General features: G+C 52.7%; 10 protein-coding genes. 6 read left to right on the top strand and 4 right to left on the bottom strand.

The window, feature by feature from the left end:
• Positions 1-4: 4 nt before the first annotated feature.
• Complete coding sequence (locus A6X21_RS06320) at positions 5-484, top strand: hypothetical protein (RefSeq protein ID WP_068846772.1); 480 nt, start codon at positions 5-7, stop codon at positions 482-484.
• 65 nt (positions 485-549) lie between these two features.
• Here the strand turns inward: A6X21_RS06320 and A6X21_RS06315 are convergent, their stop codons facing one another.
• Positions 550-2157 (bottom strand): MFS transporter, encoded by a 1608-nt coding sequence (locus A6X21_RS06315; protein WP_068846771.1) that lies wholly within the window; start codon positions 2155-2157, stop codon positions 550-552.
• 85 nt (positions 2158-2242) lie between these two features.
• Positions 2243-3235, bottom strand: a complete 993-nt coding sequence (gene glsA, locus A6X21_RS06310; RefSeq protein WP_068846770.1) for a glutaminase A — start codon at positions 3233-3235, stop codon at positions 2243-2245.
• Between the two features lie 170 nt (positions 3236-3405).
• On the opposite strand from glsA, the gene A6X21_RS25325 reads away from it, so the two are divergent.
• Positions 3406-3531: a hypothetical protein gene (locus A6X21_RS25325; protein ID WP_261340639.1), complete on the top strand. Its 126-nt coding sequence runs from the start codon at positions 3406-3408 to the stop codon at positions 3529-3531.
• 64 nt (positions 3532-3595) lie between these two features.
• On the opposite strand, the gene A6X21_RS06305 is transcribed toward A6X21_RS25325, so the two are convergent.
• Positions 3596-5185, bottom strand: coding sequence for an Hsp70 family protein (locus A6X21_RS06305; RefSeq protein WP_068846769.1), 1590 nt, complete (start codon positions 5183-5185; stop codon positions 3596-3598).
• Between the two features lie 513 nt (positions 5186-5698).
• Here A6X21_RS06305 and A6X21_RS06295 point away from each other — a divergent pair.
• The 3 genes from A6X21_RS06295 (at position 5699) to A6X21_RS06285 (ending at position 9208) form a co-directional block, all read left to right on the top strand.
• The gene (locus tag A6X21_RS06295; protein WP_068846767.1) at positions 5699-7264 is read left to right on the top strand and encodes a HEAT repeat domain-containing protein; all 1566 of its coding nucleotides are present in this window, start codon (positions 5699-5701) and stop codon (positions 7262-7264) included.
• A 64-nt stretch (positions 7265-7328) separates the two neighbouring features.
• Complete coding sequence (locus tag A6X21_RS06290) at positions 7329-8141, top strand: enoyl-CoA hydratase (protein ID WP_068846766.1); 813 nt, start codon at positions 7329-7331, stop codon at positions 8139-8141.
• Positions 8142-8239: 98 nt separating this feature from the next.
• The gene (locus A6X21_RS06285; RefSeq protein ID WP_068846765.1) at positions 8240-9208 is read left to right on the top strand and encodes a phosphate acyltransferase; all 969 of its coding nucleotides are present in this window, start codon (positions 8240-8242) and stop codon (positions 9206-9208) included.
• A 47-nt stretch (positions 9209-9255) separates the two neighbouring features.
• Here A6X21_RS06285 and A6X21_RS06280 read toward each other — a convergent pair whose 3' ends face one another.
• Positions 9256-10866 carry an arylsulfatase gene (locus A6X21_RS06280; RefSeq protein ID WP_068846764.1) on the bottom strand — a complete coding sequence of 537 codons (1611 nt, stop codon included), beginning with the start codon at positions 10864-10866 and terminating at the stop codon, positions 9256-9258.
• A gap of 535 nt (positions 10867-11401) precedes the next feature.
• Between A6X21_RS06280 and A6X21_RS06270 the strand changes: the two genes are divergently transcribed.
• The coding region (locus A6X21_RS06270) for a transglutaminase family protein (RefSeq protein ID WP_068846762.1) at positions 11402-13867 on the top strand (2466 nt) is incomplete at its 3' end.

Genomic DNA, 13867 nt, shown 5'->3' with positions numbered 1-13867 from the left:
TGAGATGGATTCCAGCACTTTACGAGATTATGCAACTGTCCTGGCTGCACTCACCGCTTTGCTTGTCTTTATCCTCAATTCAGTTGTCATGGTGCGGAACAGGCGAATTTCGAATCTGGCACGATTTATCGAGACGCACGACCGCCTGTTTTCTCCCGACAGCTATCTGACAACAAATATTCTTCCACTCGAACGAGGAGAATTGGTGAGAAACTTTTCTGACCATGAGATGGAACAAAGATTCCATCTCATGCTACTGGAAATTGAGCATATGGCGTTACTGGCAAATCAACGGGCAGTCCCCAGGCATACGCAAGTATATATGTTTGGCTCCTACTCACGACGACTCAGAGTTCTCTTTACAGAAAAAGAACGCCAGAGCATGTTCTGGGAACTTGCCATCAGGTTTCTTGATCAACTGGCGGAAGATACCGATCGATACGAAAAACTGACTCGTGAGCAGCGAGAACGATTCTGGCACTGAATGATTCTGCCAACACATATTCTGAACGGTGATACTCACATCTCAGAAGAATCAATCGAACACAATTATGTCTTTGCCTGATAACCCGGCAACCACGCACAAGGAAAGATCGCTAATAAAGCCAGGCCTGAGAGGATGAGAAAGCCGGTTTTGATTGCTCGCGTGCGAGCCGAAGCGTTAATCACGAGGGCCTCTTTCATTTCTTCAGGTGTTGCCTGAAGGGTTGATAAGCGGTCTTGAAGCTGGACATCACTAAAGAAGTTCATATTGCCGAGATTGATCTGATCCTTTAATTCCGCCGAGATCACGGCATTATCGGCTTTCTCGATTTGAATGACCGATGTAAGCAAGCCGACAAGCATGGCACCAGCCACAGCAGTTCCGACGGCAGCGGCCAGATTCTGTGTCACCCCTCGCAATGACCCGACATCGGCCGCCATGGACTTCGGGGCTGATGTCACCAGCACATTAAACAATAACGTGACCAATGCCCCCTGCCCCAGACCAATCACAATCAGTCCCAACACCACAGGAAAAGCACTCCAGTCGTTCTGCACAACAAACGCCAGCCAGCCAGTTCCAAGGGAAACGATCGTAAAGGCGACCTGTGCAATCACCCTGGGGCTGAACTTCTGATAGAGCCGGACAATCAGAATGGCTGTAAAGAAGACCGTCAGCATGAAGGGCATCATGGCCACAGAAGTCATCAGGCTGCTGCTTCCCTGGACGACTTGTATGTATAATGGGACGGTAAAGTTGATAGCACCCTCCATCCCCACAATGACAAACAGCGCAAAGATCGCTGCCCATTCACGCGGAGAGCCCATCACTTCCAAAGCCAGCAATGGAGTACCACCAAGCCTTCCGCGACGGGATGTCCAGGCGAGAAATCCCAGACCAATCGTGATTCCGACGGTAATCATCACAAGAGCTGGCGACACCCCCAGAATGTCAAAGGGGGCGGCGGAACTCGCCAGTAGTAATCCCCAGGTGCGAATATTATTGACGCCAAAGCTGATCATGATAATCGCTGTGGCGGATAGCAAGACACCAAAGATATCGATCTTCACTTCAGGCCGAGGCGTGGAAGGTTTCAGCTTACGACTGAGAAAGAGGATCGCGCAGGCATGCAGGATGAGAATTCCAAATCCCAACCTCCAGTTGATGGTGGCGACAAATCCGACTGTTACAAATGCCAGCACACCTGCGATGGCCCGGGCTGAACCCAACCAACCGACCGCTTCCGCCTGCTGTGCTCCCCGGTAGTGGTCGGCGATCAGCACGACCAGCGTTGGCACCAATGCGGCACCTGCCATGCCTGCCATCGCCTGAGCAGCCAGCATGATTTCAGCCGTCGGACTGGAAACCATCACGATCATTGCCACCAGGAATAGAGTGACAGACGCCTGAAAGAAAATCTTCGATCCAAACCGCTGGCCCAACCGAGCACCAAGCATAATGAAGCCGGAAACACCCAAAGAATAGAGCACAATGGCTGTTCCCACTGTGGTCGGTGGTGTCTGAAAACTGGCGATCATCCCTCCCATCGAAACAGGGATGGCTGCCACGTTAAAAGACATTAGTGCCTGCCCCATGGCTATGACAATCATCGGCACCCAGGAATCTCTGACGGTCACCTCAGATACTTCCCCTGCTGCTGATTGTCCTGACATGGCGCTGTTCCTTTGAGAGACATTGATCTCGGAGTTGCAGTGGCGAACGTATTAATAGTACGCGTTAAAACCCAATACGATCGGGTCAGACAGGTTTCGAGAGAAAGAGATCCATCCCCAGTTTTTGAGACAAGAACTTCGAAGCCAATTGGCCTCTGACACTGTTTCCCGCAGAATCCAGCCGTGGAGAGAAAGTACCTAATCCACCTTTCCCTGGAGAAACAGTGACAATTCCACCGCCAATCCCACTTTTCCCGGGAAGGCCAATGCTATATAGCCAGTCCCCCGAAGTTTCATAGAGACCTGCTGTGGCCATGACAGCCAGAGCATAATGGCAGACGGAAGGATCGACGACACGTTCCTTTGTTATAGGATTCACACCACCATCAGCCAGTGTGGCCCCCATGATCGCCAGATCGGTCGCAGTGACATTCAGCGAACATTGCTTCGTATAGAGATCCGTGGCTTCGGCAGGATCCATATAGATTCGGCCATAACTTTCCAGCAATCGGGCAATGCCTTGGTTTCGATGATTCGTTGCAGAGGCTGAAGCATAAACCTCTTCATCTAATGACAGGTCTCTTCCGGCAAAGCGACATAGTCCCGTGTAGATAAAATCCCACTTCTTTTCTAAATTGTCCCCCGGAACCAGGCTTGTCGTCGCAATGGCTCCCGAATTGACCATGGGATTGGTACGACCTGAATCCCCCTGCTCGATCGCACCTAAGGAGTTAAAAGCTCGGCCAGTGGCGTTGACTCCAATTTTATCCTGCATGGCTTCGGCACCGAGAATTTCGCAAACCAGTGCAAAAACAAATGGCTTGGAAACACTCATAATCGTGAAACCGTAGCCGCAATCTCCGACACTGCAGACTTCTCCCTGAGTGCTGACGACAGAGATGCCAAACAAATCGCTCGGTACGCGGGCCAGGGCTGGGTAGACCTGTGAGTTTTCTCCCGAGGTTTCGAGGCCGTAGCGGGAATGAGCCTGCTTCACCCACGATTGAACCGACTCCATCGGTGGTAACTGACCGGTCGAGACGAAGGGTGAAGTGTCTGCCAGGTGATCGCTGGACATGTGTTTTCCCAGTTGAACATGAAAAAAGATCGCCTCATCGGCATAGCAAAAGAGATGACCGCAGGATCTGCTGAATGACAGAGAACTCAATTTGGACAGGTGAAAAGCGAAATGAATGCTGATGCTGTTTGAAATCTCATTCGGAGTCTAATCGATCGCCCTGAGAAGATGTGAAACAATTCTCGACGACGTTTCACCAGCTTTTGAAAATCGCTGTTCCGCAGGTCGGTGCCGCTGGTGACAAACATGCCTGCCCGGTTGATGACAAGTTGTCATCGCTGGCGGCAGAGGCCTGATGAATACGATCGAGTCATGGCGATCAGGCAGCAGCACCATGCTCACTTTCTCGTGAGCCCCCCCTTAGTCGACATGAAAGCTGTTCACCAACGACTGCATCTGGTCAACGGTCCCTGCTTCACTGTTGGAACTCCAGTGGATTTCGCAGGTTGCCTGGCGACCGCCAGTAAGTTCTTTGGCAACCACCGTGATGCGACGGTTTTCGTCGTAACGGTAAGTCAGTTCCACTGGTGAACCTACGGGGAGATTCTCTGGCAGGCCGGTGATGCGAAAATCGCCAATAAAAGTGCACCCATCAATCTCCTTCGTCTCGCCTTCCAGCAACCTCACGAGAATTCCTGCAGGATTCGGTGTGTTCGTCACAAATCGCTGCTTAAACTCACAAGGCAGGGCTGTATTTCGAGGGATCATGATGTGATTGAGCTTGCGATTACGATCTCCGGGAGGAGTGATCTCAATCCCGAGTGAATGGGAATTCACATCGACCGCTTCAACGGATTTCAATCGCGAGACGACGGCCCCTGTTTGCCCAAGCACTTGACCTGTTTCGCGGGCCTGGAGAATGCCTGCATGAATAGCAGCCCCCTGGGCGACTGCTAACTGGGGATCCAGCACACGCACAGGGACACGACCGCACAGCTTTTCGAGCATCGCGCTGACGCCAGTCATATAAGTCGAGCCACCGATCAAGAGAACTTCATCAAGTTCCTGAGGGGCGACACCGACTCCATCAAGCACGAATTCTGTGGTGTCTCGCGTTCGTTGCAGAAGATCGGCTGTGAGTCTCTCAAATTCTGCGCGTGTGATCACGGGTTTGAGTGTTTTCTCTTTGTATGAGAATTCGAGTGCGGCCTGAGGCAACTCAGAAAGTGCCCGTTTCACTTCATCGCATTCATCAGTCAACGCAAGGCGAGCTCGGGCATCATCACGGGGATCGAGTCGATAGTTCAGACGGAACTGTTCGGCGATATGGTTGACGAGGCGCCGGGTCCAATCCAGACCTCCGAGAAATGTATCTCCATCGGTTGCGAGAACTCGAAACTGCATAGCCGAGTAACGGACAACAGTGACGTCGAATGTTCCCCCACCCAGATCGTAGACGAGGATTGTTTTTTCTTTCTCAGGCACCCCAGCCTGAAGCTTGCCGAGATCCCCTTTCTGCCAGGCATAGGCGAGGGTGGCAGCCGTCGGTTCATTCAGCAGATCAATCACGTTGAGGCCAGCAATTTGACCGGCATTCATCGTGGCCCGACGGCAGGGATCATTGAAATAATAAGGAACAGTAATGACGGCATTTGTGACGGGGCCACCGAGCCTGGCCTCGGCATCCTGCTTTAACTTCATCAGAATGAGGGCCGAAAAGAACTCGGCATTCAGCGGATTCCCATCGATGATTTTGGAATAGTCGGGATTCCCCATCTGACGTTTGATCCCCACAATGACCCGATCCGGGTTCACAGTGCGGATCCAGTCACCATGCGGGCCGATGACGACTTCGCCATTGTCATTGATCACCACGACTGAGGGAGTGATCAATTGACCATCGGAATTCGGGATAACGACGGGCTGTCCGTCAGCCGCCAAACTCGCGATTCCTGAGGAAGAGGTTCCGAGGTCAATCCCTACGGTCAATCCGTCGACAAATTGTGTCATGATGGTTGTACGTTATCTTGGGGCCCGGATTTGGTCTGCTACTGCAATCTGGTTCTGAACCGGCCAGATTCTTTGGCAGAGCTTACAAAGTTCGATGTCCTGCCGAATCGATTCTGCAGGCTCAGCCGCCATGTTTCATCGATTCTTCACACTCTTTGCTGATCAGACCTGAAGAATCAAAATTGGCAGGTCAGAATATCCAGAGCACCTTCCAGAAAATCTGCTGGTCAATCTGAGGGATCGACTTCGCGGACTGCCGGTAAGCTGGCGTACCTAAAGTGAGAAGTGAGAACCGCTTCCGTGGAAAGATTTGCTCAATGGAACCCCAGACCGTTCTGGCTTTTCGTTCCATGAGGAGTTAACTTATGAGTGGTGGCATGGTGGTTTGACCATCGACTGACACTATCTTTGCTGAAACATCCCGATCACATCTTTGAATTCCTCACATCTTGCGTAATTGGCTCGGCTCTCAGTTTCAGCTCTGAGCCCTATTGATGAGCGGAAAATAAAATCATGTCTCCAGTGCTGCACCAACAGAGATTTCCAGCCGTAAATCCCATGATGACATCGCCACAGTCACCGAATCGACATTCACATCCGGCAAAGGGAAAGTATGCGACAAGTGCACTGGCGGTCTTGTTGAGCGGGGCCATCTGCCTGGCTGGCATGGGCAATGCTGATGCTCAACACGCTGCCCCCAAGACAAAATCGCGACCGGGACAGGGTTCCCCAGCAGGTCATGGGAGTGGTTCGTCTCCTCCTGCACACGGTGCTCCCGGGATGAGTGGGCGTCCATTTACACCGACGCCATCTGCCGTACCGAAGGTGATTCCAGGCTCAGACCGTGACAACCGTGATTGGGTTCCACCCGATCCTGAGAAACTGCCTGCCGATTATCGACCACCGCTTAAGGCCCTGGAGATGACCAGGCTGGATAAACCTCTGGCCACACAAAAAGAACTCGACGACCTCAAACGAGATATGAGCAAGTACAGCACAGTTGTCACCAACGGTGATCTTGCCAGTGAAGCTGATAGAAACCTCCTCAAAAGGGGAATTCGTTATCGCCTGGCGCAGCTTTCAGATCCTCTGAATCGCGAAAATCTCCATAAGTTTCGCCAAGAGTTGACTGTTCGCGATATGACATTTGCAGCCAAAAACAAGACCCGTCCCGATGATATCCGGGCTTTTCGCACAGCATTTTGCGATGAGATCGTGAAGCAGGCCGTGCCACTTCTTGACAACAACTTCTACGTCCGGCTGCAGGTTGCCATATTGCTGGGTGAACTGGATATTCTGCCCAACGATCCGCGAGGTGGAATACAGATTCAGGCCTATGCGCCGGCCGCCAAACCCCTGGTGGAGATTCTTAAGGACTCTAACCAGCCGGAAGCAATCAAGACCGCTGCCGCCAATAGCCTGCATCGAATTCTGAAGGTTGGTCAGCCTGATTCCAATCTCAAATCGGAAATTGCCCAGGCGGCAGTCGATCAACTCCTGCCCATAGACACTCATTTCTGGTACCAGATGCGACTTGTTCAACTTCTCTCGGCCAATGACACAATTTATGACCGTGCCGAGCGAAAGCCATATTTGTGGAACACGCTGCTGGCGATCCTCAATGATCCCAAACGGAACTGGCTGGTTCGTGGTGAAGCCGCCCGCGCATTGGGTCGAATTGCGTATGAACCATCAGTTCCTGCTGCAAAAATCACTCAATCATTGGCGAACTTTGGGGTGGAACTGGCTTCGGCGATGCAGTCAACTCCGCAGGATGAAGCGATGCTTCGCTCAGCATTCGTGAAGTTGTATCTGGCTTTCCAGCCTTTGGACGACAGTGATCGCGATGCTCTTAAACGAAACCCGGGCGGCTTGCTGGCGAACTCCACTTTAGGCCCTCAAGCCAAGCCCGTGTATGAGCAGTTGATTCCAATTATCCGTGCCGCCATCAAGAAGCAGGCCATCCCTGGAGACGCAGTGAAAAACCTGCAGGCTCTCGGGGGCGAAAAGCCTGCAGCACCACCTGCTAATGCTGCTGCCAGTGCTGCAGGTACTTCTTCTGGTAACACTCGAAACTGAATTGAATTGCTGCCCAAAGACTATCGCATGATGTTTTCGGGCAGTTTCGAGGGGATGGATCGTAATGCCGGGTGCCAGTTCTGATGAAGCGTTTGTCAAAGTGGAGCGCGAAGCGGCTGCGCTTCGACTGACACTCGCAAGACCATCACGTCGAAATGCCCTTTCGGAACTGATGCTGCAAGAACTCGAATTGCATTTGAGTGCGATTGCAGAAGATCGTTCCATTCGCGTTGTCGTACTTGCTGCCGAAGGCCCGGTCTTTTGTTCAGGACACGACCTTGGAGAAATGCGGGGTCGAACAGAGGAGGAGTACCGGCATTTATTCGCTCGCTGTACGCGGGTCATGCTGGGACTCAGAAAGTTACCTCAACCTGTGATTGCTCGCGTGCAAGGTTTAGCGACAGCCGCCGGTTGCCAGTTGGCCGCTGCCTGTGATCTGGTGGTGGCAGCGGATACTGCAGGATTCGCCACGCCCGGCGTGAAAATTGGTCTGTTTTGTACCACCCCCATGGTTCCACTCATCCGCGTGGTTCCGCCACGGGTCGCCATGGAAATGTTGCTGACCGGGCGAGTTGTTTCCGCTGCGGAAGCTCACAAAATCGGTTTAGTGAACCGAGTGGTTGCGGCTGATCAACTTGATCAGGCTGTCGAGGAATATGTTCTGGCAATCAGCCGGGCGAGTGCGACGGCTCTCGAAATTGGCAAACGGGCTTTCTACGATCTGGCCGAAGTTTCTGAGGTCGAGGCATATCAGAAAGCCGTCGAACTGATGACCCAGAATGCTCTGGCCTGCGACGCTCAAGAAGGGATTGGTGCCTTTCTGGAAAAGCGAACTCCTCACTGGCAGCATACCCGGCCTCACTTCCCCGCCGAATAATCTGGTGACGATACAGGTGCCGCATCATTTTTCGGCCACAACAATGCATTAATCATCCCTAATGATTGATCGTGCGACTTCGAGGAGTGTCTGACTGCATGCCACTGCCATCTTTCGATGTGATGTTCGCTTATCTTGATCAACTCCAGCCTCGCATGCGTGTTGTTGCGGCTGGCGGTGCTGATGTGACAGTGCTCGAAGCCATGTCGTTGGCCAGCCAACGCGGCTGGATCGAACCGATACTCACTGGCCCTGCTCCGAAAATCCAAGAGCTGGCCGATGCTGCGGGGATCTCTCTCGATCAATTCCGGATCGTGGATGTGATTGATGCTCCGTCCGATTCTTCCGCTCCTGCTCAGGCTGCCACTGCCGAGATTCGTGCCGGGCGTGCTGATCTCCTGATGAAAGGCCAGATAGCAACCCCTGCGCTAATGAAGGCTGTGCTGGATCGAAGCCAGGGCCTGCGGACAGATCAAGTGATTTGTCAGGTCGTGCTGATGGAACTCCTGTCGGTCGATCGACGTTTTCTGATGACAGATACAGGGATCACCATCACTCCGAGTCGGGAACAGAAGCGGCAAATGCTCAACCATCTGGCCAGTGCGGCTCGAGGGTTACTCAAGTTCGACTCTCACTCAGCCCAATCAAAAGATCCCATTCGCATGGGACTGATGGCAGCGACCGAAAAAGTCTCCGAGGCGATGCCGGATACTCTCGATTGCCCGGAGCTTTGTGAGATGGGTCAACAGGGGGCGTTCTCCGATTGTGTCATTGAAGGCCCACTCTCCTTTGATATGGCCATGGATGCTCAGGCCAATTCTCGCAAGCAACTTGACCGGCAGATCGTGGGAAATGCCGATGCCATGATCTTCCCTTCATTACAGGCAGCCAACCTTACGGTTAAAGCCATCATGTACACAGCCCATTGCCGGTTTGGCGGGATGCTGATGGGGACAACACACCCGGTGGTCTTCATGTCTCGGGCCGATGAAACGTCGACTCGGCTGAACTCTCTGGCCTTGGCGATTTCTTACGCACTTACTCAGCGACATGCGTCTTCGTGCTGATATTGCGTGATGGCCAAAATTCTAATTCGAAGCGAAGAGCTTGATGGTTACTCTGTCGCCCCAGATTCTTTCCTGGAGCGATTTTGACCCGGTGTTTTTGCCTTGGGAGCACCGTGTTCGACGACAGGCAGGTCACACTCTGGCATAGGAAAGACTTCATTCGGCGAGGTTTGAGCCTTCAAGACTTCAATCGCCCTGGCAACAAGATCAGGCCGGCTGTCTGCCAGATTTGTGCTTTCACTGGGATCAGAAACAAGATGATAGACTTCCCAGGGCCCGGGCCGGTTGGTGCGAAGGCTGCGTCTGAGAACCTTGAAGTCTCCCAGATGCACACAAACCTGACCGGTATATTCGGCGTAGACCCAAACCATGGGTTCGGGACGGACGAACTGACTTGGAGAAGTTTTTCCAGTCAGCAAGGGCAACAGGTTGACGCCATCTAAACCTTCAGGAAGTGGAAGGTTGGTGGCATTACAGAGAGTGGGAAACCAATCGGGAAAATAACTGGGGGTCTCGATGGTTGTCGCAGGAGGGATTTGCCCGGGCCAGGAAACAATGGCCGGGACACGAAGGCCTCCCTCATAAATGCTTCCCTTAAATCCTTTGAGTTCGCGGGTGCTATTGAAGAAGAGAGGATCAGCGCCGCCGACATGAAAATCGGGATTGGCACTGGCATGTGTCGCCCCGTTGTCGCTGGTAAAGACAATCAGAGTGTTCTCCAGCAGACCATTTTTTTCGAGAGAGCTTATGACTTCGCCCACATGGTTGTCGAGATCTCGAATCATGGCGGCGTAGGCGGCACGGGGCCTGGGATGTGGCAGATAGCCGCCATCGCCTCGATAAACGCGATCATCCCACTCTGCCGGAAACTCTTCCACAATTTTCGGCGGTGGCTGCATCGCAACATGCGGCTCAGTCAACGGGAGATAAAGAAAAAACGGCTGCTGATGATGACGATCAATAAACGAGAGAGCCTCTGCCATAATTAACCGGGGAGCGTAATTTTCTCCCTGGTAAGCCTCCATCGTCACTTCGCCTTCAGGTTGCTTTTTATGGCCGGGAACCGGCTTTTCATTGATGACAATACTCTCACCATTTTTCCATAAGGCTTTGGGAAAGTAACTGTGAGCCAGAGCCTGGCAGTTGTAACCAAAAAACTCATCAAATCCCTGACGATTGGGCTCACCTGTACTGCCGACTGACCCCAGACCCCATTTTCCAAAGGCCCCGGTCGCGTATCCTGCCTTTTGAAACTGTCTGGCAATGGTTAAAGCCTTGTCACTCAAAGGATGCTGCCCCTCAGTGAACTGGGGGAGCTTCACTTTGGCCTGCTGATTGCCACGAATTTCTGCGTGTCCCAGATGTTTTCCCGTCATCAGGACACAACGTGAGGGGGCACATGTTGGTGCACCACTATAGTGGCGAGTCAGTTTGACGCCCCGACTCGCAAGGCGGTCAATGTTGGGCGTGGGGATTTTGGATTGTCCAAAGCAACCGACTTCTCCCCACCCCAGGTCGTCAGCGAGAATAAACACCACATTCGGCCGAGGAGATTGATGTGAGAGCAAAGTCAGTTCATTGGCCAAGAGAGATTCAGCAGCCAACTGGATCAGCAGCAAAGCGACCAAAGCTGCACGAATTTCAGGCAAAAGAAACATAAGAGAAGTTTTCCCTGGAGAAGCAATAAATCTTGTAAATTAACTCGCAAGCAAAAACCCAGGACATGCCCAAAATATGCGCCACTCAATCCAAAAAACGCCCGTTTTTATGGCACATCACGATGCGATCTTTGAAATTTGACGTGGCTTTCACTTCTCATCAAAGTTTTCATGGCGTGAGCCTCATTTCACACCTCACAATGCACGAAAATTGCACTCGATGCAAACTTTTGTTGGCAAGTTCCGATTTCCCATGGCCAGATCTTCAGAAAGTTGATTCAGGAGCAAGTCGGTGCCTGTTTGTGAACTACTCTTACAGCAATCCTGGCGGCGGGCGCTCATTTTCCCTTTACCGCAAACAGGAATTGGATCTGGCCAGAAGATCGTTACGACCGAGTTTCACGTCAATTGAGTGTGGATTTGTCCCAGGAACTTTTGCCAGAGAATTTTCGACTGTCATCAACTTTGATAGAGGGCCGAAACAACCAGCTTGTGCGGCACCCGCAACGAATACTGTAAGTAAAGCGCAGACCAAATGACGATCCGTGTCGCTCTTCATCACAAAACTGTCTACACCTACGATCGATTGGTATCGATGGGCGCGCACATTGTGCGACTCAGGCCGGCACCTCATTGTCGGACACCCATCGTTTCTTATTCGCTCAAAATTGAGCCCAAAGACCATTTTCTGAACTGGCAGCAGGATCCTCACGGAAACTTTCTGGCACGTCTGGTTTTTCCCAAACAGACGACGGAATTCAGCGTGAGTGTCGACCTGATTGCCGACATGACAGTCATCAATCCGTTTGACTTCTTTCTCGAAGAGTATGCCGAGAAGTTTCCATTCATCTACGAACCCTGGCTCAAAGCCGAGTTGGCGGCCTACCTGGAAGTTCCCGCGGCCACACCTGCCCTCAAAACTTACATTGAATCGGTCGATCAAAAACCACAGCGAACGATTGATTTTCTTGTCGAACTGAACCGCCAGCTTCATCGAGATATCTGCTACGTCATCCGCCTCGAACATGGTGTTCAAACGCCGGAAGAGACCTTAACCAAGCGATCGGGTTCCTGCCGGGATTCTGCGTGGCTGCTGGTTCATATTCTAAGGCACCTTGGTTATGCCGCTCGTTTTGCCTCTGGGTATCTTTTGCAGTTGACTCCCGATGTCAAAGCTCTGGATGGCCCTTCCGGTGCCGAGTATGACTTCACCGACCTGCATGCCTGGACGGAAGTTTATCTTCCGGGAGCCGGTTGGGTGGGTCTGGATCCGACTTCAGGTCTGCTTTGTGGCGAAGGGCATATTCCTTTGGCTTGTACGCCAGAGCCAAGTTCTGCAGCACCCATCACAGGAGCGATCGATCCCTGTGAAACGAAATTCCATTTCGAAATGGAAGTCGTTCGAGTTCACGAAGATCCCCGTGTCACGAAGCCTTACACTGACGAGCAGTGGCAACGGATCATGCGGCTGGGGAACGATGTGGATCGTCACCTGCAGGCAGCCGACGTACGACTCACCATGGGTGGCGAACCGACGTTTGTTTCCATCGACGACATGGAAGGCGAAGAATGGAATACGGCCGCCGTGGGACCGACAAAACGGATGCGGGCTGATGTCCTTTCTCGGCGTATTCGCGAGCGTTTTGCCCGTGGAGCACTGATTCATTATGGCCAGGGAAAATGGTATCCAGGCGAGCCATTACCCCGCTGGGCATTTACGCTGATCTCGCGAAAAGATGGGTTACCCGTCTGGCGTGATCGAAATCTCATGGCCGACGAAACAACCAAATACGACTTCAATTTTGCGGATGCCAGACGGTTTATCGAACTTCTGGCCAAAAATCTCGAAGTCACGACCAGCACCATTGTCGATGGATATGAAGACGTCGCTTATTACGCCATGCGTGAAATGCGATTGCCGATCAATGTCGATGTCTTCGACAACAAGCTCAAAGACAAACAGGAGCGCGAGCGTATCGTACGACTGTTTGAGCGAGGACTGGGTAAACCCACGGGTTGTGTTCTGCCACTGCGCCGTAACCGCTGGAGTTCGACACCGCATTGGGTCACAGCCGAATGGCCTGTCAGGCGCGATCAGTTCTATCTGCTTCCGGGTGATTCCGCGATGGGCTTCCGCCTGCCGCTGGATTCGCTGCCCTACATTTCCGATGAACGTCTGGGACGACTTGTCGATCGAGATCCTCTGGAACCACTTCCGCCACTTCCCGTCCCGAAATCACTCCGGCGGGCAGCTCAGGCGATGATTCCTGCAACTCCTATTGGAGTCGCCTCGACCAGTGGCGCGAATTTGTGGTCAGCTCAAAACCTCGGGGAAGCTGCTCAGGATCGGCCTTCGACAGAACACTGGGGGTTTGGTGAAGGTGCAACAGTCTCTTCGGTCGCTCGCAAGACCCTGGCTCCTGGCAGTGACGGTGCTAACAGTCTGCCGGCTGATCGATCTGGCGCATACTCAGGGTCACCTTCGAACGGGCATGATGGCCACAATGGTTCCAATGGAAATTCTGACAGCCATCAAAATTCACACTGGAAGCAGCCTGAACCATTCCAGATGAATGACAGTTGGGTGCGTACGGCGCTGGTGGTTGAGCCACGCGATGGACGCATGTTTGTGTTCCTTCCACCCGTTGAAACAGCCGAATGCTTCTTGGAACTCATCGCTGCGATCGAGGAAACTGCGGCCGAACTTTCGATGCCGGTCGCGGTGGAAGGGTACCTCCCTCCTTATGATCCTCGGCTTCTTGTCTGGAAGATCACACCGGATCCCGGGGTGATCGAAGTGAACACTCCACCCACGGAAACCTGGAATGATCTGGCTGAGTTAACCACCGGCCTGTACGACGAAGCCCGGCTGTCTCGACTGGGGACTGAAAAGTTCATGCTGGATGGACGACACTCGGGAACTGGTGGTGGGAATCATGTGGTCCTGGGCGGCAAGACACCGGCTGACAGCCCCTTCCTCAGACGTCCCGATCTGTTGCGC

The sequence above is a fragment of the Planctopirus hydrillae genome, assembly GCF_001707835.1.
GTDB classification, from domain to species: Bacteria; Planctomycetota; Planctomycetia; order Planctomycetales; family Planctomycetaceae; genus Planctopirus; species Planctopirus hydrillae.
This window is presented reverse-complemented; position numbering and strand designations above follow the sequence as displayed.

Bases quoted from the DNA above. Each gene is read 5' to 3' on its own strand.
- A6X21_RS06315 (WP_068846771.1), bottom strand. From the start codon at position 2,157: ATGTCAGGACAATCAGCAGCAGGGGAAGTATCTGAGGTGACCGTCAGA.
- A6X21_RS06305 (WP_068846769.1), bottom strand. From the start codon at position 5,185: ATGACACAATTTGTCGACGGATTGACCGTAGGGATTGACCTCGGAACC.
- A6X21_RS06320 (WP_068846772.1), top strand. From the start codon at position 5: ATGGATTCCAGCACTTTACGAGATTATGCAACTGTCCTGGCTGCACTC.
- A6X21_RS06285 (WP_068846765.1), top strand. From the start codon at position 8,240: ATGCCACTGCCATCTTTCGATGTGATGTTCGCTTATCTTGATCAACTC.
- A6X21_RS06290 (WP_068846766.1), top strand. From the start codon at position 7,329: ATGCCGGGTGCCAGTTCTGATGAAGCGTTTGTCAAAGTGGAGCGCGAA.
- A6X21_RS06280 (WP_068846764.1), bottom strand. From the start codon at position 10,866: ATGTTTCTTTTGCCTGAAATTCGTGCAGCTTTGGTCGCTTTGCTGCTG.
- glsA (WP_068846770.1), bottom strand. From the start codon at position 3,235: ATGTCCAGCGATCACCTGGCAGACACTTCACCCTTCGTCTCGACCGGT.
- A6X21_RS06295 (WP_068846767.1), top strand. From the start codon at position 5,699: ATGTCTCCAGTGCTGCACCAACAGAGATTTCCAGCCGTAAATCCCATG.